We start from the raw sequence: 20,050 nt of genomic DNA on the forward strand, positions 1-20,050 counted from the left end.
GCACTTATTTGCCAGTCCGGTGTCAACCGGCACTTTCCCCAAACTACGCGAAGAACCTTTTTTTAGCGAAGATCTGTTGCCCGCTGAGTTCCCCGCGGCATGGCCGTACTTCGCTCACGCATGGCGGCGTCATGGCCGGGGGCGAATGCGTCAGGTCAGCTATTCTGGTTAGCGACCCTTGGCCAAATCGGTAGGCGATGACGCCTTCATGGAGGCTGACATAATGCGCACCGCACTGCTGGGCTTGGGCGAGCCTGCCCCCTGGTTCACCTGCCGTACCGAGACCCGCGAACGCTTCGTCTTCGACACGGTCGCCGGTCGCTATCTGCTGCTGAGTTTCCTCGGTTCCGCCGCCGACCCCATCAGTGCCCAGGTGTTGGCGCAGCTCACCACCAGTCGCTCGCGTTTCGATGATTACAACCTGTCGTTTTTCGGCGTTACGGTCGATCCCGAGGACGAACGGCAGCGGCGCGTCGCCGCCGAACTGCCGGGGATTCGTTACTTCTGGGATTTCGATCGCCGGATCAGCGAGCTATACGGCGCGCTGCAGGAGGATGGTGGTTATCGCAAGGTGACCTACCTGCTCGACCCGATGTTGCGGGTGCTGGCCGTGCTGCCGTTTGCCGCCACCGCGCAGGCGCACGTAACGGCCGTGCTGGAGCTGCTGGATCGTTTGCCGGCGATCGGTTCGGCGTATCCGGCCCGGGCGCAAGCACCGATACTGGTGCTGCCACGGGTATTCGAGCCGAGTTTGTGCCGGGCGTTGATCGATTACTACCACACCCGTGGCGGCGAACCCTCGGGCTTCATGCAGGACATCAATGGCAAGACGGTGCTGGTGCTCGGCCAGGATCATAAGAGTCGGCGCGACTGCGCGCTCGAGGACGAGGAGTTGCGTCAGGCCTGTCGGCGGCGAATTTATCAACGGGTAGTGCCGGAGATTCTCAAGGCCTTCCAGTTCCGTGTCACGCGCATGGAGCGCTACCTGCTCGGCTGTTACGACGCCAGCGAGCAGGGGCATTTTCGCGCGCATCGCGACAACACCACCAAGGGCACGGCGCATCGACGCTTTGCCATATCGCTGTTCCTCAACAGCGGCGAGTACGATGGCGGTTTTCTGCGCTTCCCCGAGTTCGGCCCTGGGCTGTATTCGGCGCCCCCGGGCGGCGCGGTAGTGTTCTCCTGCGGCTTGCTGCATGAAGCAATGCCTGTTACCCGCGGTCAGCGTTACATGTTTCTGCCGTTTCTCTACGACGAGCAGGCGCGGCGCATTCGCGAGGAAAATCAGGCGTACCTCGATGTCGGATCCGACACCGCTACTCCCGCAGTGGCGTCGGGGCCGGTCGGGGCAGCCGGAAGCGGTTAGTCCGCGGCACTGATTATCCCTGTCTGCTGCTTCGCGTGCTGCGTTTGCCGCAAGCATGGTTCTAAACTGTGGGGACATAACTAAAACACTGCGTGATCTTGCCTGCATGAAAATCCATCCACTGCCTCCGCTCAACAGCCTGGTGGCTTTCGAAGCGGCCGCGCGCCACCTGAGCTTTACCTTGGCCGCGCACGAGCTGAACGTCACCCAGGGCGCGATCAGCCGCCAGGTGCGCCTGCTCGAGGACTACCTGGGCAAGACCCTGTTCGAGCGCACCACCCGCGCGATCAATCTGAGCCCGACCGGCAGCCAGTACTATGAGACGGTGCGTAGCGCGCTGATGCAGCTGGCCCATGCCACCGGCGAAATTCGCCACTGGCAGGGCGCCCAGCAGGTGACCGTGGTCACCAGCACGGCGATGGCCTCGTTGTGGCTGCTGCCCAAGGTGGCCGAGTTTCAGCGCGATAACGAAGAGATCGACCTGCGCATCATCGCCTATGACCAGGTCAAGGATTTCTCCCGCCTGGATTGCGACCTGGCGCTGTATTACTGCCGCACCCCGCCAAAGGACATGCAGGTGACCCCGCTGTTTGCCGAGGAAGTGTTCCCGGTGTGCAGCCCGGCCTATCTGGCCAGGAATCCGACGCTGAGCAGCCCCGAGCAGCTGGCCGATGGCACCTGGCTGTGGCTGGAAGACCCGCAGCGCGACTGGATCGGCTGGTCGGAATGGTTCCAGCGCCTGGGCCTGAAAAACCTTGAGCCGCGGCGGCGGATCAACATCAACAGCTACTCGATGCTGATCCAGTCGGCGCTCAGCGGCCAGGGCATCGCCCTGGCCTGGTCGAACCTGGTCGACAACCACCTGCAGACCGGCGCCCTGGTGCGGCCGGTCGACACCGTGCTGCAGTCGGATGCGCAGTTCTGCCTGCTCGAGCCGCTCGGCCGCGGCGTGATGCGCCAGAGCGTCAAATGCTTCCGCGCCTGGTTGCTCGAGCAGTTGCCGCCGGCGTTGGACGACGCCACGCTCGGCAGCGACGCATAAATGCCGGGCCGAAACGCATGCTGCCGCAGGCTTGTGGCCTGCGGCAGCGTTGGGCGTCTGTCGCGCGCAGCCGGATGCTGCAACGGCCCGCCGCTGCCGACCTCCTGTGGGTTCCGCTGGCTGCGTTGACGGCGGCTACAGTGGCGTTTCCCTGGCCGCTGGAACAAGCCATTTTTTTGTCAGGATTGATGATCGTTACACATAAGCACGCGCCGCCCTGGATCTGCCGGCGGTCAATCAAGCCGCTGAGCATGTACTTCTGAATGGATGACTAAAAGTCATAAATCCAGCTGTTAAAAATCGTTTGTCGAACAATCCCCCGATTCTCGAAACTCGCTGGCAACGGACTTGGCCAGTGAGCCTGCCGATCAATCAGTCACCGTGCCCAGCAGGGGAGAACAACAATGACCAACTCCATCGCTCAACATATTCCTGTGCAACAACTGGAAAGCGTCCTCAACCCGATTCACCAAGCCACCGGGCTGAGCAACGAGTTCTACACCGAGCAGCGTCATTTCGAGCTGGAGCGCGACCAGGTGATGGGCAAGACCTGGGCCTGCGTCGGCTTCGCCAGCGACCTGAGCCAGAACGGCTCGGTCAAGCCGGTCGACTTCATGGGCCTGCCGCTGCTGCTGATGCGCAACCGCGAAGGCCTGGTGCAGGTGTTCCACAACGTCTGCAGCCACCGCGGCATGAAGCTGGTGGAGGAAGAAGGCACCGTGCAGGGCGTGATCCGCTGCCCCTACCACTCCTGGACCTACGACCTCAATGGCGGCCTGCGCGGCACCCCGCACGTCGGCGGCATCGATGTGCACAAGGACGAGCGCTTCGCCTGCGAGAAGCACGGCTTGAAGGCGCTGCGCAGCGCCATCTGGATGGACATGGTGTTCGTCAACCTGTCCGGCGACGCGCAGCCGTTGGAAGAGATGCTCGCGCCGCTGACCGCGCGCTGGAGCCAGTTCCTCGGCGACGACGGCATGGGCCTGCTGCGCCGCCGCCCGCATATGGACGCCACCACCCTGGACATCAACTGCAACTGGAAGCTGGCGGTGGAGAACTACTGCGAGGCCTATCACCTGCCGTGGGTGCATCCGAGCCTGAACAGCTATTCGCGCCTGGAAGACCACTACAACATCCTGTTCGACGAGCGTTTCGCCGGCCAGGGCAGCTACGCCTACAACCTCTCCGACGTCGCCGGCACCCACCTGCCGAAGTTCCCCAGCTGGCCCCAGGATCGCCTGCGCAACGCCGAATACGTGGCCTTCTTCCCCAACGTGCTGCTCGGCATCCAGGCCGACCACGCCTTCGCCATGCAGCTGGAACCGGTCGCGCCGGGCCGCACCATCGAGCACCTGCGCCTGTTCTACGTCGGCGACGAGGCCCTGGGCGACGAGTACGCCGCCTGCCGCAACGCCATCCTGGAGTCCTGGAAGGTGGTGTTCGCCGAGGACATCGCCTCGGTCGAGGGCATGCAGAAGGGCCGTCATTCGCCGGGCTACGGCGGCGGCGCCTTCTCCCCGGAGATGGACATCCCCACCCACTTCTTCCATCAGTGGGCCGCGCGCCAGCTGCTGGCCAGCGTACCGTCCGCCTGAGGAGGCCGCCATGTATCCGATTGCCGAGAATTGGCTGAACTACATCGACGGCCAGTGGTGCGACAGCGAGTCGCGCCTGACCGTGAATAACCCCGGCACCGGCGAGCCGCTGGCGAGCATCGCCCAGGCCAACGTGGCCGATGCCGAGCGCGCCCTGCTCGCCGCCCGCCGTTGCGCCGACAGCGGCGAGCTGACCCGCGCCCGTCCGGCGCAGCGAGTCGCCTGGCTGCTGCGTATCGCCGAAGAAATCCGTGCGCTCGCCGACGAAGGCGCTTGGGTGCTGTGCCAGGAAAACGGCAAGAGCCTCAACGACGCCCGCGACGAGTTCACCGAGGCGGCGCGCTACTTCGAGTACTACGCTGGCATGGCCGACAAGATCGAGGGCAGCTCGATCCCCCTGGGCAACGGTTACATGGATTTCACCCTGTACGACCCCATGGGCGTCTCGGCGCAGATCGTGCCCTGGAACTTCCCGGTGTCGATCTGCGCCCGCTCCCTGGCTCCGGCCCTGGCCGCCGGTAATGCGGTGGTGATCAAGTCGCCGGAGCTGTCGCCGCTGGGCATGTGCGTACTGCTGCGCGCCATCGCCAAGGCCGGCTTGCCCAATGGCGCGGTCAACCTGATCTGCGGCCGCGGCCGTGAGGTCGGCACGCACCTGGTGGGCAGTGCCAAGGTCGACCAGATCGTCTTCACCGGCTCGGTGCCGACCGGCCAGACCATCCTCCGCGACGCCGCCGAGCACGCCATCCCCAGCGTCATGGAGCTGGGCGGCAAGTCGGCGGCGATTGCCTTCGCCGATGCCGACCGCGCCCAACTGCTGGCCAGCGTCAAGGGTGGCATCTTCTTCAACGCCGGCCAGGTCTGTTCGGCCATGTCGCGCCTGCTGGTGCAGCGCGAGATCTACGAGGAGGTGGTGCAGGACGTGGTCGCGTTGGCCGAGGGCCTGAGCGTCGGCCTCGGTCAGGACAACCCGGATCTGACCCCGGTGATCAGTGCCGGGCAGCTGGCCGGCATCGAGGAGCTGTGCCGCCGCGCCCTGAATGAGGGATCGGTGCTGGCCACCGGCGGCGAGCGCTTCGGCGACAGGGCCGGGCACTTCATGCGCCCGACCGTGTTCCGCGACGTGCGTCCCGAGATGGCCATCGCCCAGGAAGAGGTGTTCGGCCCGGTACTGGCGATCATCCCCTTCGACAGCGAAGAACAGGCCCTGGCGATTGCCAACGGCACCGAATTCGGCCTGGTCGCCGGCGTGTTCACCCAGGACATCAGCCGCGCCATGCGCTGCGCGCGGCGCCTGAAGGCCGGCCAGGTGTTCGTCAACGAGTGGTATGCCGGCGGCATCGAGACCCCGTTCGGCGGCGTCGGCCTGTCCGGTTTCGGCCGCGAGAAGGGCCAGGAAGCCTTGTACAGCTACGTGCGCACCAAGAACGTGGCGATCCGCGTAGCGGGGGAGTAAGCGATATGTTCAAGACTTGGCTCTGTGTAGTCTGCGGTTTGATCTACGACGAAGCGCTCGGCTGGCCGGACGACGGCATCAAGGCCGGCACCCGCTGGGAGGACGTGCCGGCGGATTGGAAGTGCCCCGAGTGCAGAGTCGGCAAGGACGATTTCGAGATGCTCGATATCAGCCCGGTGGTGGCCGCGGTTTCGGCCGCCGGCAGTGCACCGCTGCCGGCGCAGCCGACTGTGCCCCTGGCGCCGCCGCTCGCCGCCCAGCTGCGTCAGCCCATCGTCATCATCGGCAGCGGCTACGCCGGCTATGGCCTGGCCCAGGCCTTGCGCCGGGCCGATCCGCTGGTCGAGATCCGCGTGCTGACCCAGGAGTCCGGTCACCTGTATTCCAAGCCGGCGCTGTCCATCGGCCTGGCCCAGGGTAAGAGCGCTGCGGCGCTGGCGGGCGAGTCGGCCCTGGCCATCGAGCAGCGCCTGAAGATCCGCGTCTATCCCTATTGCACGGTCGAGCGCATCGACGCCACGGCGCGGCGTCTGTACACCAATATCGGCGAGATGGACTACGGCCAGTTGGTGCTGGCCAGCGGCGCGGCGCCCATCCGCCTGCCGATCGAGGGCGACACGGCGGCGCTGCTCAGTGTCAACAATTTGCATGACTACCAGAGCTTTCGTGAGCGCCTGGTCGGCGTGCAGCGGGTGGCGATCCTCGGCGACGGCCTGATCGGTTGCGAGTTCGCCAACGATCTGGCCAGCAGCGGCTTTGCGGTCAGCGTCATCGGCCTCGGTCGGTGGCCGATGGAGCGCCTGCTGCCGGTCGAGGCCGGTCAGCAATTGCAGGCCGCCCTGGGCGAGCTGGGCGTGAGCTGGCACCTGCAGAACACCGTGCAGCGCATCGACTCGGCCGAGCAGGGCTATCGCCTGACCCTCGCCGATGGGCAGAGCCTGGAGGCCGATCTGGTGCTGTCCGCCGTCGGCCTGCGGCCCAACCTGAATCTCGCCGAAAGCGCCGGGCTCGCGGTGGGCCGGGGCATTCAGGTGGACGCCCAGCTGCAGTGCTCGCAAGCGGGGATCTATGCCCTGGGCGACTGCATCGAGATCGACGGTCAGCTGTTGCCGTACCTGGCGCCGATCAACCAGGGCATTCAGGCGTTGAGCAAGACCCTGCTCGGTGCGCCGACGGCGGTCAGCTATCCGCTGATGCCGGTGACGGTGAAGACCCCGGCCGCACCGCTGTGCCTGTTGCCGCCGGCCGTCGGGGTGACCGGCGAGTGGCGCTGCACCAGCACCGAGGATGGCCTCAGCGCCGGTTTCTACGATGCCGAGGGGGCGCTGCACGGCTTCGTCCTGCTCGGTCGCCAAGCCCAAGTGCAGCGCAATACCTGGCTGCAATCCTGTCAGAACGCGCAACGGGCCGTGGCCTGAGGGCACCAACATGAGCAAGAAGATCAACCTGCCCTACGACGACGCCAGCTGCGGCTGGTACGCGGCGCTGCCCGAGCAGCCGGCCTGCACCCGCCTGCAGGGCGAGCAGCGCGCCGACTACACGGTGATCGGCGCCGGCTTCGCCGGTCTGGCCGCCGCGCGGCGCCTGGCCGAGCACCATCCCGAGGCGCGCATCCTGTTGGTCGACGCCCAGCGCGTGGCCTATGGCGCCTCCGGGCGCAACTCCGGCTTCGTCATCGACCTGCCGCACAAGTTCGCCCTCGAGCACCCGGATCCGGCGCACAAGCAGCGCCTGCTGGCGCTCAATCGCGCCGCCATCGCCCAGTTGCAGGGGCTGATCCAGAGCCACAAGATCGACTGCCAGTGGTCGCATGCCGGCAAGTACCAGGGCGCGGTGGGCCCGCGCGGTCTGGCCTACCTCGATCATTTCGAGAAGCTGATGAGCGACCTCGGCGAGCCGTTCCACCGGGTCGAGCGCGGCGCGCTGGCCAAGGTGCTGGGCACCGGCCATTACAGCGGGGCGATCTACACCCCGGGCTGCTACCTGATGCAGCCGGCGGCGCTGGTCACCGGCCTCGCTCGCTCGCTGCCGGGCAACGTCGAGCTGCTGGAAGAGTCGCCGATCCAGGGTCTGGAGCGCGACGGCCAGGGCGGCTGGATTCTCCACGGCAGCGCCGGGCGCATCCGCACCGCGCGCCTGCTGCTGGGCACCAGCATCTTCACCCAGGAGTTCGGCTACCTGCGCAACCGCCTGCTGCCGGTGATGACCTTCGCCAGTTGGACCCGGCCGCTGACCGACAGCGAGTTGGCTGTTTATGGCGGCCAGCTCGACTGGGGCCTGACCCCGGCCGACCACGCCGGCACCACGGTGCGCATGACCCAGGATCGCCGCCTGATCATTCGCAACACCTACAAGCACGTGCCCAAGTACGGCCAGAGCAGCAGCGATGCCATGCGCGCCAGCGTGCGCGAGGATCACCGCAAGGCCTTCCTGGCGCGCTTCCCGCAACTGAGCAACGTGCCGTTCAGCCACACCTGGGGCGGCGTCTATGCCATCTCGCGCAACTTCACCAACTTCTTCGGCGAGCTGGAGCAGGGCGTGTACGCCTCGGCCTGCGACAACGGGGTCGGCGCGGCCTGGGGCACCATCTCCGGCACCCTGCTGGCCGATCTGGCGGTGGGTGCCGATTCGGCGCAGTTGCGCGACATCCAGGCGGTCACCGGCATGCCGTCGTTGAACCCGCCGGAACCCTTCCTCGGCCTCGGGGTGCGCTCGCGCATTCGCCTGGCGGCCTGGAACAGTCGGAGCGAGCTATGACTCAGGTCGTTTCTGGCAAAGGCCCGGTGCTGCTGGTCGATCACCATGACCTGGAGTTTATCCCGCGTGGCGGCCCGCCTGGCGCCGCCTTCGTCGCCCGCGCCATCAGCAACGAGGTGTCGCCGAATATCGGTATCGGCTTCGCCCGCTGGGAGGGCGCCGAGGTTCACTGGACCCTGCTGTACGACGAGGTGATCTTCGTCATCGACGGCTGTTTCGAGCTGCAGGCCAACGGCGAGCTGTACCGGGTCGAACCGGGCCAGCTGCTGTGGATTCCCGAGGGCACCGAGTTGGTCTACGGCGGCCATGCGCTGTTCGGTTACGTGGTGCATCCGGGCGATTGGAAGCAACGTCACGGCCTGGCCTGAGCGTTTGCCCTGGTCATTCTGCCGCCGCATCCCCTACCCGGGAGCGGCGGTTTTCTTCGTTCTGGCCAAGGAGCCACGCATGCTCGGACTGACTAAGACCTTCGGCGCCCTGTACCTGGCCAGCCTGTTGATGCAGCTGGGCTCGACCCTGCTGATGACCTACCTGGCGCTGCGTCTGAGTGCCGACGGAGTCGCCGAGTTCTGGGGCGGCGCGCTGATGGCCGCCAACGCCCTGGGCATGGTGGCCGGCGGCAGGGTCGGGCGCGTGCTGATCGAGCAGGTCGGGCATATCCGTACCTACGTGGCCTGCGCCGGGGTGATTTCCGCCGCCGTACTGGCCCACGAATTCAGCAGTGCCTTGCCGTTCTGGCTATTCCTACGTGCGCTGGTCGGTCTGGCGATGATGTGCCAGCTGATGGTGCTGGAAAGCTGGCTCAACGACCGCGCCCAGAGCGACCAGCGCGGCAAGGTGCTGGGTATCTACATGGTCGCGGTGTACGTCGGCATGGTGCTCGGCCAGCTGGCCCTGAGCCTGAATGGCGACCTGGGTATCCGCGCGCTGCTCGGCGTGGCCATGGCTTTTGCCCTGTGTCTGGTGCCGGTGGCCCTGACCCGTAGCATGCACCCGGCGGCGTTGCAGCCGACGCCTGTGGCAATCAAGCTGTTTATCCAGCGGGTGCCACAATCGCTGGTGACCATTCTGATGTCCGGGGTGATCACCGGCGGCTTTTATGGCCTGGCACCTATCTATGCCAGTCGCCAGGGCCTGGATACCAGCCAGGTCGGCCAGTTTATGGCGCTGGTGATCGGCGCCGGCCTGCTCGCGCAACTGCCTTTGGGCTGGTTATCCGACCGCCTGCCACGGGCCAGCCTGATCCGCGCTGTGGCGCTGCTCTTGGTGTTTGCCTGCCTGCCGCTGGGTTTTTATCCAACGCCTTCGTTTGCCGCTGTGCTGTTGTTTGGCGTGGCTATCGGCTTTCTGCAGTTCTGCCTGTATCCGCTGGGCGTGGCCCTGGCCAACGATAATGTCGAGGCCGAGTTGCGCGTGTCGCTGGCCGGCTTGCTGCTGGTGACTTACGGCGTCGGTGCCTGCGTCGGCCCGTTGCTGGCCGGTGCGCTGATGGAGCGCTTCGGCGCCCCCAGTCTGTACTACTTCTTCGCCGCCTGCGCCGCGCTGCTGGCCCTGGCGGTGGGCCAGGGCAAGGTCAGCGGCGCGCATTTGCAGGAGGATGCACCCTTGCATCACCAGGCCACGCCAGTCGGCCTGGCCTGCGCGACCCTGCCGGCTGCGGTCGAACCGGCCAGTCCGAACGCCGTGGCGCCGCAAACCGCAGCCGAGCCGGCGATGCCTGCACCGCCCGAGCGGTCGGGCGTTTGACCTAACGGCGTTGCTTTAGCCCGAGTCTGTTCACTGGAATCCACCTCATGTTCGACAACAAGAATAAGTACCCGAGCGGCGAGTCCGCCGACCAGCCCTTGCGCAACCCGGTCAGCACCCAGACCCTGGAGGCGGCGCGCGCCTATCGCCTGCGACGGGTGCGCGAGCAGTTGCTGGCCGCCGATTGCGCGGCCATCCTGCTGTATGACCCGGTGAACATCCGCTACGCCACCGACACCTCGAATATGCAGGTGTGGACGCTGCACAACTTCGCCCGTTACGCCCTGGTGTTCGCCACGGGCCCGGTGATCCTGTTCGAATTCCACAACTGCGAGCACCTGCACGAGGGCAACGGCCTGCTCGACGAGATCCGCCATGCGGTGAGCTGGAGCTACTTCGGCGCCGGCTCGCGGATCTCCGAGAAGGCCAAGCTGTGGGCGACGGAAATCGTCGAGCTGCTGCGTCAGCACGCCGGCGCAGGCGCGCGGCTGGCGGTGGACAAGGCCGACTTCGAGGGGCTCGAACTGTTGCAGGCGCAGGGCCTGCGCCTGGTCGAGGGCCACAGCCTGATGGAGGAGGCGCGCAAGATCAAATCCAGTGATGAGCTGGAGCTGATGCGCTGGACCATCGCCGTGTGCGAGAAAGGCATCCAGCGTATGTACGATGAGCAGCGCCCCGGCATGAGCGAGAACCAGCTGTGGGCCTGGCTGCACTACGAGAATATCCGCCACGGCGGCGAGTGGATCGAGACCCGTCTGCTGGCCTCCGGGCCGCGCACCAACCCGTGGATGCAGGAGTCCAGCGAGCGGGTGATGCAGCAGGGTGAGATCCTCTGCTTCGACACCGACCTGATCGGCCCCTACGGCTACTGCGCCGACATCTCCCGGGCCTGGACGGTCGGCCACGTGGCGCCGACGGCCGAGCAGCGCAAGCTGTATGCCCTGGCCTTCGAGCAGGTGCAGCACAACATGGCGTTGCTGCGCCCCGGCATCAGCCACCGCGAGTTCGTCCAGCGCGCCTGGGACATTCCCCAGCCTTTCCAGCACAACCGCTATTGCTGCGTGGTGCACGGCGTCGGCCTGGCCGACGAGTACCCGGCCCTGGCGCACAAGGGCGCGGACTGGGACAGCAGCGGCTACGACGGGATCATCGAGGAAAACATGGTGCTCTGCGTCGAGAGTTACATCGGCGAGCGCGGCGGCAAGGAGGGCATCAAGCTCGAACAACAGGTGCTGATCACCCGCGATGGCTGCCAGCCGTTGTCGCAATACCCCTGGCAGGACGACTGGTTATGAAGGGGCGTGCCAGGTACGCGTCCCGAGTCGGGCCTATGCGCCGATAAACCATAGCGGGAACGCCCGTTCGGGCGGCTGATTGACCGGCGTTACTGGCGGCAGCTCCGAGCTGCGCCAGCGCCTGCCGTTAATGCTGTGGTTAGTTGCTCGTATGGATGATCAAAAGTCATTAATGGCGCACATAAAATGATTTGTGGCGAGCGCTTGGCTCCCCGACCATCACTCATCTGTTCAATTCGGCTGGCCGGCGGTTTACGTCATTAAAGTGCTAGCCGCGATTGGCCTGACTACAAAAATAATAGAGTGAGGATACTTGCGTGAAAGACATTGCCGCCGATGCTTCAGTGCCCCGGAATTTCAATACCCAGATAATGGGTTTGAACTTCCATCGGGTTATTTTTCCTGCTTCATTCTCCATTGTGCTGGCCCTGGTGTTGCTGGCCCTGAATGACCCCGCAGCCTTCGGTCAGACCCTGGAAGGGGTCAAGGGCTGGATCCTGAAGAACTGCGACTGGTTCATCATGATCATGGGCAATCTGGCCGTGCTGTTCTGCGCCGGCCTGGCGCTGTCGCCGTTCGGCAGGATCCGCCTGGGCGGTCAGGACGCCCAGCCTGAATTCAGCACCCTGTCCTGGTTTTCCATGCTGTTCGCCGCCGGAATGGGCGTCGGCCTGCTGTATTGGGGCGTGGCGGAGCCGGTGGCGCAGTACACCGAGTGGTGGAAGACCCCGCTCAACGTGCCCAAGCAGACCCCCGAAGCCCTGCACGCGGCCATGGGCTCGACCATCTTCCACTGGGGCTTCCACCCCTGGGCGATCTACCTGACCAGCGCGCTGGTGGTGGGTTTCTTCGCCTACAACAAGGGCCTGCCGTTTTCCCTCAGTTCCGGCCTGCAGCCGCTGATCGGCAAGGCCCACAAGGGGCTGCCCGGGCAACTGGTGGATACCTTTACTGTGGTGCTGACGGTGTTCGGCCTGGCCACCTCCCTGGGCCTCGGCGCCATGCAGGCGACCGCCGGGATCTCGCATGTGCTGGGCATCCCCAACTCCTTCGGCCTGCAGCTGCTGTTCATCCTGGTGGTGACCGGCGTGGCCGGATTCTCGCTGTGGCGCGGCATGGATGCCGGGGTCAAGCTACTGAGCAATATCAACATGCTGCTGGCGCTGGGCCTGTTCCTGCTGGTGGTCGCGGGGATTGGCGTGCTGAGCTTCTTCTCCGGCGTGCTGGACACCACTGCCGACTTTGCCGAGTTCTTCCTGCCGCTGGCCAACTGGGTCGATCGTCCGGATCAGGACTGGTTCCAGGGCTGGACGGTGTTCTATTGGGCCTGGTGGTGCACCTGGGGGCCGTTGGTCGGGGTGTTCGTCGCCCGCGTCTCCCGGGGCCGCACGCTGCGGCAGATGGTCGGCGTGGTGATGGTGGTGCCGACCATGGTGGCGATCTTCTGGTTCAGCGCCTTCGGCGGCGGTGCGATTGCCCAGGTGATCGACGGCACGGGCGCGCTGGCCGCCGGCCTGACGGACGTCAACATGGCGATCTTCCAGTTCCTCGAAGTGCTGCCGCTGGCGGCCGTCAGCTCGCTGCTGGTGGTGGTCCTGCTGGTCATCTTCATGGTCACCTCCATGGACTCCGGCGCCCTGGTGGTCGACAACCTGGCGGCGGGTGGCGACCCGGGTACCTCGCCGGTGCAGCGCGTGCTCTGGCTGGTGATGATTGCCCTGGTGACCATCACGCTGTTCGTGATCGGCGGCGATACGGCGCTCAAAGGCATTCAGGCCGGGGCCGTGGCCATGGGCCTGCCGTTCATGGTGTTGATGCTGCTGCTGATGATCGGCTTTCTCAAGGCGCTGAGCCAGGAGCCGCGCGGCTAACCTATCGTCCGCCGAACTGCCGGATTTGGCGCGAATGGATCGGCGGAGGACGTGGATAGAATACTTTTGGGTTGCCCCATGACTCTATAGTCAGCCGCGCAATAATGATCCGCGCGCTATGTTTCGGCGTGGCGTGCGGATGCCCTTGGCAAACTTATGAATAGTGATGTTGCCCCGCTCAGGGTGGTTTCCGTGTGCAAGCTCGAATGCTGTTCAGGGGGCGGAAGACCAGCGATGTTACGCGCCGATTAATGATTAAAACGCATTAATTGCTCGTATAAAAATCATGTGTCGGAAGTTGTTTTTTAGCGAATTATCGGGGCTGCTAAACAGCCTGGAGGCAACCGGACAGATTCATCAGCTCGCCCTGAGCCCAGCGTGCACAGCGGCATACAGACAATAACAATGGAGCACATGCTATGAGTAATTCCAGCGGGGTTTTTCGCGGCGTCGATGCCGGGATAACCTTGATCTCGATCCTGATAATTGCGGCCTTCGTCGGCTTTTGCGCCGTTATGGGTGAGCAAGCCGGGGCACTATTCGGCGAACTGTCCACGACTATCCTGCAGAATTTCAAGTGGTTCTATTTGGCCATGGCCTCGGCTGTGCTGGTTTACCTGTTGTATCTGATGACCAGCCGTTACGGCAATGTCACCCTCGGCAAGGACGGCGAAAAACCCGAGTTCAGCACGATTTCCTGGTTGTCCATGTTGTTCAGTGCCGGCATGGGCATTGGCCTGTTGTTCTGGTCGGTGGCCGAACCCATGTGGCACTACGCCGGCAACCCCTTCAGCGTCACCACCCTGAGTGCCGAGTCGGCCGAGTCGGCGATGCGCGTGACCTTCTTCCATTGGGGCATGCACGCCTGGGCGCTGTACCTGCTGCCGGCGCTGTGCCTGGCCTACTTCTCCTTCCGCAAGGGCAAGCCACTGTCGATCCGCTCGACCCTGACCCCGCTGTTCGGCGAGGCGCGGATGAACGGCTGGCTGGGTAGCCTGTTCGACATCCTGATCGTGGTGGTCACCGCGTTCGGCATCGCCACCTCCTTCGGCCTCGGCGTCGAGCAACTGGCGACCGGGATCAAGACCCTGAGCGGCTTCGAACTGGGCATCGGCCTGAAAATGGGCCTGATTCTGGCGATTTCCCTGATTGCGATCATGTCGGTGGTGTCCGGCGTCGACCGCGGCATCAAACTGCTGTCGCTGTGGAACATGCTGTTGTCGCTGGTCATCCTGGCCGCGGTGATGGCGTTCGGGCCGACCCGCTACATCCTCAACATCATTCTCGAAGGCACCTCCGGTTACGCCCAGAGCGTGATCGGCATGAGCCTGTGGAGCGACACCCAGAACGATGCCGGCTGGCAGAACTGGTGGACCGCCTTCTATTGGGCCTGGTGGCTGACCTGGGCGCCCTTCGTCGGCACCTTCATCGCGCGGATTTCCCGTGGCCGCAGCATTCGCCAGTTGGTGATGGGTTCGCTGATTATTCCGGTGCTGTTCAGCTTCGTCTGGATCGGTACCTTTGGCGGCGCCGCGCTGTTTTACGAGAAGGCCGACCGTGTCGCCCATCAGGAGCAGGTGCAGAGCCAAGGCCTGACTGGCGACGAGGCCAAGTTCGAGGGGGGTGCCATTCTAGTGGCGACCAAGGCCGATGCCACCGACTCGCTGTTCACCCTGTTCGACAAGATCGAGCAGAGCGCCGGTGCCAGCCTTGGCACGCTGCTCGGGGCGCTGGCTTCGCTGCTGATCGTGACCTACTTCGTCACCTCGGCCGACTCCGGAACCCTGGTGGTGAGCACCCTGGCGGCCCGCGGCAATATCCATCCGCCGGCCTGGAGTCGCGTGGCCTGGGGCCTGATGGTGGGTGCCATCGCCGCGGCCCTGCTGTGGTCGGGCGGGCTCAAGAGCGTACAGACCGCGACTATCTGCGCCGCCTTGCCGATCGCGGTGATCCTGGTGCTGATGGCCATGGCCCTGCATCGCGCTCTGCTGGCCGAACCTGTGGCCAGCCTGCAACTAACCAGCGCTGATGACCCGCGCACCTTGGCCAGCTGAGCCGCGCTAGGGGTGTGAACAAGGGCCTGCCTCTTTCTCGGAGGCGGGCCTTTTTTATAACGGTTGCCCAGATTGTGTCTGGGCTGGAGCAATGTGGATGGGCATCGATAGTTACAACCTGGAGCGCTTTATCGGCGATCTGCGGCGCATCGTCGCGAGCGCCGCCGATGAAGCCAGCCTGCTGGCGCAAGTCGCCCCGCTGGCCCAACGGGTCGTCGCCGAGCGCGGTTGGTTGCGCGCGGACATGTACAGCGCCGACCCGGCCCTGGGTTTTGGTACCAGCCTGCTGCACGTCGAGGCCGATCAGTCGCTGTTCGTGGTGGTCGACAGCTGGCTGCCCGGACGCGGCGTGCCGCCCCATGACCACGACACCTGGGCGGTGGTGGTGGGCGTCGAGGGCTGTGAGCGCAATACATTCTGGCAACGCCTGGACGCTGCCACGCGCCCCGGTTATGCCGAACTGCAGCCCATTGGCGAGCAGTGCATTGCACCCGGGCAGGTGCTGGCGATGCCCAGCGGCAGCATCCACAGCGTGATCAATCAAACGCCGCACACCAGCCTGTCGTTCCATGTCTACGGCCGTCACCTGAACCATACCGCCCGCCGCCAGTTCGACCCGGAACGCAACCTCGAGCTGCCGTTCATCATCGACCCTCGTTGAGGCTGGCCGGGGTCGCCGAGCCAGGGACGCTGCTTTTGCGCTGGAGCTGGCTGCTGAGTCGGGTCAGAATATCCCCCTACGCGTGCCACAAGTCTGTCAGCCGGTGCGCCTCGCCACGCTGTCAATACAAGGTTGCGCATGACTCAATCGCCGAAAGACCCGCTGCATGGCGTCACCCTGGCAGCCATTCTCAACGACCTGGTGGCGAAACTGGGCTGGGATGGCCTGGCCCAGCGCATCGATATCCGCTGTTTCAAGAGCGATCCGAGCATCAAGTCCAGCCTGACCTTCCTGCGCAAAACTCCCTGGGCGCGGGAGAAGGTCGAGGCGCTGTATATCCGGCTGCAGAAGAAGGGGCGCTAAACGACTCCATTGTTTGTAGCCTGGGGGCGGGCGCGGGTTAACCCTATTGCGAAAAATCCCCAATTTATCGTTTGGTACGGGAGCGGGATGATCTCTACTTCGGGGGCAAATGAGAACATTCTCACAAATGATGCGAGAGCTTCTATCTCGGTGCTTTCGTTGCTTGCCACTCATTATTCGATGAACTAGTTTCGCTGTTCAAACGACCGTTTATCTAACGGTTTCTGTGCCAAGGATTGCTAATGACAGATGAACACCCGGGAATGGGTGCTACTCCCGCCGTGGATAGCGGCCTTGCCTGCTTGGTCATGCTTGCACGTTTCCATAACGTTGCCGCCTCCCCCGAACAACTTACCCACGAGTACGCCGAAGACGGCCGTCTGTTTGGCCGTGCCGAAATGCTGTTGGCGGCCAAGAAGCTTGGTTTGAAGGCCAAGTCTGCACGCAGTTCTCTTTCCCGCCTGAGTCATACGCCCCTGCCGGCTATAGCCGCTGACAGCGATGGTCGCTTCTTTATCATCGCCCGCCTGGATGAGGGCAAAGCACTGATCCATGACCCGCAGGCACAGCGGCCTGAAGTACTGAGTTTCGACGAGTTGGAAGCGCGCTGGACAGGCGAGCTGATCCTGATCCGTTCAGAGTCCTCACTGACCGGTGACCTCGCGCGTTTCGATTTCAGCTGGTTTATCCCGGCCATTGTTAAGTACCGCAAGCTGCTGGGTGAAGTGCTGTTGGTGTCGTTCGTTCTGAATATTTTCGCATTGCTCACGCCGCTATTTTTCCAGGTGGTGATGGACAAGGTGCTGGTGCACCGTGGCCTGACCACCTTGGACGTGATCGCCATCGGCCTGCTCGGCATCATGATCTTCGAGACGCTGCTCAGTGGTTTGCGCAGTTATGTCTTTGCCCATACCGCCAGCCGCATAGATGTGGAACTGGGCTCCCGTTTGTTCCGCCATCTGGTGACCCTGCCGTTGGCTTATTTCCAGGCAAGGCGGGTCGGCGATTCGGTCGCGCGCGTGCGCGAATTGGAGAACATCCGCAGCTTCCTCACCGGCAACAGCATCACCCTGATTCTGGATGTGCTGTTCTCCGTGGTGTTTATTGCCGTGATGTTTATGTACAGCGGTTGGCTGACCTTGGTGGTGATTTTGTCGCTGCCGTTGTACTTCATCGTCTCTCTGCTGATCACGCCGGTGTTACGCGCTCGTCTGAACGAAAGCTTTACCCGTGGTGCGGAGAATCAGGCGTTTCTGGTAGAGACCATCAACGGCATCGACACCCTCAAGTCGATGGCGGTGGAGCCGCAGATCAACCGCAAGTGGGACAACCAACTGGCGGGCTACGTGGCCGCCAGTTTCAAAACCCAAACCCTGTCGACCATCGCCAATGAAAGTGTTGGTTTCATCGGCAAGCTGGTGACCGTCACCACCCTCTGGCTGGGTGCGCGCTTGGTGGTTGAAGGCGACCTGAGCGTGGGCCAGTTGATCGCTTTCAACATGCTTGCAGGCCGGGTGTCGCAGCCGATCATGCGCCTGGCGCAGCTGTGGACCAATTTCCAGCAGACCGGCGTATCCGTACAGCGCTTGGGCGACATCCTCAACACCCGTACCGAACTGTCCCAGGACTCACGCAGCGCGCTGCCACCCCTGCGTGGCGATGTTGAGTTTGACCAAGTGCAGTTCCGCTATCGCCCCGATGGCTCGGAAGTGCTGCGCGGTATCAGCCTGACCATCCAAGCGGGCGAAGTGATTGGCGTAGTCGGCCGTTCCGGTTCCGGCAAAAGCACACTGACAAGACTGCTGCAGCGCCTCTACACCCCCGAACGCGGCCGCGTGCTGGTCGACGGCATGGATCTAGCATTGGCCGATGTTTCGTCCTTGCGTCGGCAGATCGGCGTGGTACTGCAGGACAACATGCTATTTGCCCGTAGCATTCGCGAGAACATTGCCCTAGTTGACCCGGGCACCCCCATCGAAGCCGTGATGCAGGCCGCCAAAATGGCCGGCGCCCACGAATTCATCCTCGAGCTGCCGGAAGGCTACGACACCGTAGTCGGCGAACACGGTGCTTCACTTTCCGGGGGGCAACGTCAGCGCATCGCCATCGCCCGCGCACTGATCGGCAACCCACGCATCCTGATCTTTGACGAAGCCACCAGTGCCCTGGACTACGAGTCCGAACGCATCATCCAGCAGAACATGCAGGCCATCTGCAAAGGTCGCACGGTGATCATCATCGCGCACCGCCTGTCTGCCGTACGCGACGCCAACCGCATCCTGGTTATGGATCGCGGGCAGATCGTCGAGCAGGGCAACCACGCAGAACTGTTGGCCCATCAAGCGGGGCACTACTCACGCCTACATCGCCTGCAACAGGGCGGTGCAGCATGAGCGCCAAACGCGACTTGCTCAACCGTTACCGTCAGGCTTGGCGACATTCCTGGCAAAACCGCAAAGCCATGGATGCACCGGCACGGCTAAACCACGAGGTGCAATTTCTGCCGGCTGCCTTGGCCTTGCAGGAACAACCGGTGCATCCCGCGCCGCGCTATACCCAATGGATTATCATGGCCTTTGCCGCCCTGACCCTGCTGTGGGCCTGTGTGGGCGAAATCGATGTGGTGGCCACCGCCAGTGGCAAGATCGTGCCCAGCGGCAAAAGCAAAGTCATTCAGCCTAGTGAAGTGGCGGTGGTCAAAGCCATTCATGTGTACGACGGGCAACAAGTCAAAGTCGGTGACCTGCTGATTGAGCTGGACACCAGTCAGACCGGTGCCGATGTCGAGCGTCTGAACAGCGACCTGCTTGCGGCCCACGTCGACAGCGCCCGCGCCACCGCACTGCTTGAGGCGATTCAAACCAACGCAGCGCCCGCCAGCCTGGCGCAACTGATTCCCCATGCCAGTGCCGAGCAGCAATTAGCGGCGCAACGTTGGCTGCAAGGGCAGTACTTAGAACTGCAAAGCACTCTGGAGCAAAGCGCGGCCGCTATCGAACAGCGCAGCGCCGAGATCCAGGCTGCCCAAAGCACTGTTGCTTCACTTGAGCTAAGCCTGCCGATCACCCGTGAGCTGGCTGCTGATTACAAGCGCCTGCTCGAACGACAATTTGTCGCCAAACACGCCTACCTGGAGAAGGAACAGATTCGCCTCGACCAAGAGCGCGAACTGAGCATCCAACAATCACGGGTGCGCGAACTCGGCGCCGCTAAGAAGGCCGCGCAGAGCCAACAAAACAGTGTGATTGCCCAGACCCGCCGCGCCATGCTCGACCTGCAGCATGAGTCTCAACAACGCGCCGCTGCACTCACCCAAGAACTAAAAAAGGCTCAGCAGCGTGACAGCCTGATGCGCTTGACCGCCCCGGTGGATGGCACCGTGCAGCAATTGGCCATTCATACCAACGGCGGTGTAGTCACCGAAGCCCAGCCATTGATGGTCATCGTACCCAGTGATCAGCCAGTAGAAGTGGAAGCCATGTTGGAGAACAAGGACATCGGCTTCGTGAGGCCAGGGCAAACCGTCGAGATCAAGGTCGAGACATTCAGCTTCACCAAGTACGGCGTAATCGATGGCGTCGTGCAAAGCATTTCCAACGATGCCATCGAAGATGAGCGCTTGGGGCTGGTGTACAGCGCACGGATACAGCTTAAGAAGAACACGATTCAGGTGGGTGAGAATTTGATTGCGCTATCGCCTGGTATGGCGGTTAGGGCAGAGGTGAAGACGGACAAGCGGAAGGTGATTGACTACTTCTTAAGCCCACTGCAACAGCACACTGCGGAAAGCTTAAGCGAGCGCTGAATATCAGCTTGAAGAATAAATCTATCCGCTTTTATTGTT

15 protein-coding genes and 1 pseudogene are annotated in these 20,050 nt (G+C 63.6%); all 16 read left to right on the plus strand.

Annotated elements, in window-relative coordinates; translation table 11 throughout:
* The first annotated feature begins 223 nt into the window (after positions 1-223).
* The 16 genes and pseudogenes from P8H27_RS19540 (at position 224) to P8H27_RS19615 (ending at position 20,011) form a co-directional block, all read left to right on the plus strand.
* On the plus strand, positions 224-1,366 hold the full coding sequence (locus P8H27_RS19540) for a redoxin domain-containing protein (protein WP_289639397.1): 1,143 nt from the start codon (positions 224-226) through the stop codon (positions 1,364-1,366).
* 106 nt (positions 1,367-1,472) lie between these two features.
* Complete coding sequence (locus P8H27_RS19545; RefSeq protein WP_289639398.1) at positions 1,473-2,408, plus strand: LysR substrate-binding domain-containing protein; 936 nt, start codon at positions 1,473-1,475, stop codon at positions 2,406-2,408.
* Positions 2,409-2,812: 404 nt separating this feature from the next.
* Positions 2,813-4,003, plus strand: coding sequence for an aromatic ring-hydroxylating dioxygenase subunit alpha (locus P8H27_RS19550; protein ID WP_289639399.1), 1,191 nt, complete (start codon positions 2,813-2,815; stop codon positions 4,001-4,003).
* Between the two features lie 10 nt (positions 4,004-4,013).
* Positions 4,014-5,459 (plus strand): aldehyde dehydrogenase family protein, encoded by a 1,446-nt coding sequence (locus P8H27_RS19555; protein WP_289639400.1) that lies wholly within the window; start codon positions 4,014-4,016, stop codon positions 5,457-5,459.
* 5 nt (positions 5,460-5,464) lie between these two features.
* A pseudogene (locus tag P8H27_RS19560) lies at positions 5,465-5,629 on the plus strand (rubredoxin); the annotation flags it as partial.
* On the plus strand, positions 5,618-6,877 hold the full coding sequence (locus P8H27_RS19565; RefSeq protein ID WP_289639422.1) for an FAD-dependent oxidoreductase: 1,260 nt from the start codon (positions 5,618-5,620) through the stop codon (positions 6,875-6,877). The pseudogene P8H27_RS19560 and the gene P8H27_RS19565, both read left to right, overlap by 12 nt.
* Positions 6,878-6,887: 10 nt before the next feature.
* Entirely contained in the window at positions 6,888-8,216 is a 1,329-nt protein-coding gene (locus P8H27_RS19570; protein ID WP_289639401.1) for an FAD-binding oxidoreductase, read from the plus strand.
* Positions 8,213-8,584 carry an ethanolamine utilization protein EutQ gene (locus tag P8H27_RS19575; protein ID WP_289639402.1) on the plus strand — a complete coding sequence of 124 codons (372 nt, stop codon included), beginning with the start codon at positions 8,213-8,215 and terminating at the stop codon, positions 8,582-8,584. The genes P8H27_RS19570 and P8H27_RS19575 overlap by 4 nt, the downstream gene beginning before the upstream one ends.
* Positions 8,585-8,663: 79 nt before the next feature.
* On the plus strand, positions 8,664-9,962 hold the full coding sequence (locus tag P8H27_RS19580) for an MFS transporter (RefSeq protein WP_289639403.1): 1,299 nt from the start codon (positions 8,664-8,666) through the stop codon (positions 9,960-9,962).
* Positions 9,963-10,009: 47 nt separating this feature from the next.
* Positions 10,010-11,257: a Xaa-Pro peptidase family protein gene (locus P8H27_RS19585; protein ID WP_289639404.1), complete on the plus strand. Its 1,248-nt coding sequence runs from the start codon at positions 10,010-10,012 to the stop codon at positions 11,255-11,257.
* Between the two features lie 317 nt (positions 11,258-11,574).
* Positions 11,575-13,128, plus strand: coding sequence for a BCCT family transporter (locus tag P8H27_RS19590; protein ID WP_289639405.1), 1,554 nt, complete (start codon positions 11,575-11,577; stop codon positions 13,126-13,128).
* A 419-nt stretch (positions 13,129-13,547) separates the two neighbouring features.
* Positions 13,548-15,182 carry a BCCT family transporter gene (locus tag P8H27_RS19595; protein ID WP_289639406.1) on the plus strand — a complete coding sequence of 545 codons (1,635 nt, stop codon included), beginning with the start codon at positions 13,548-13,550 and terminating at the stop codon, positions 15,180-15,182.
* A 97-nt stretch (positions 15,183-15,279) separates the two neighbouring features.
* The gene (locus tag P8H27_RS19600) at positions 15,280-15,843 is read left to right on the plus strand and encodes a hypothetical protein (RefSeq protein WP_289639407.1); all 564 of its coding nucleotides are present in this window, start codon (positions 15,280-15,282) and stop codon (positions 15,841-15,843) included.
* Between the two features lie 138 nt (positions 15,844-15,981).
* Positions 15,982-16,206 (plus strand): VF530 family protein, encoded by a 225-nt coding sequence (locus P8H27_RS19605; RefSeq protein ID WP_289639408.1) that lies wholly within the window; start codon positions 15,982-15,984, stop codon positions 16,204-16,206.
* Positions 16,207-16,448: 242 nt separating this feature from the next.
* Positions 16,449-18,599, plus strand: a complete 2,151-nt coding sequence (locus P8H27_RS19610; RefSeq protein ID WP_289639409.1) for a type I secretion system permease/ATPase — start codon at positions 16,449-16,451, stop codon at positions 18,597-18,599.
* Positions 18,596-20,011, plus strand: coding sequence for an HlyD family type I secretion periplasmic adaptor subunit (locus P8H27_RS19615; protein ID WP_289639410.1), 1,416 nt, complete (start codon positions 18,596-18,598; stop codon positions 20,009-20,011). The genes P8H27_RS19610 and P8H27_RS19615 overlap by 4 nt, the downstream gene beginning before the upstream one ends.
* Positions 20,012-20,050: the final 39 nt, after the last annotated feature.

Source organism: Pseudomonas sp. sp1636 (assembly GCF_030376615.1).
Taxonomy (GTDB): domain Bacteria; phylum Pseudomonadota; class Gammaproteobacteria; order Pseudomonadales; family Pseudomonadaceae; genus Aquipseudomonas.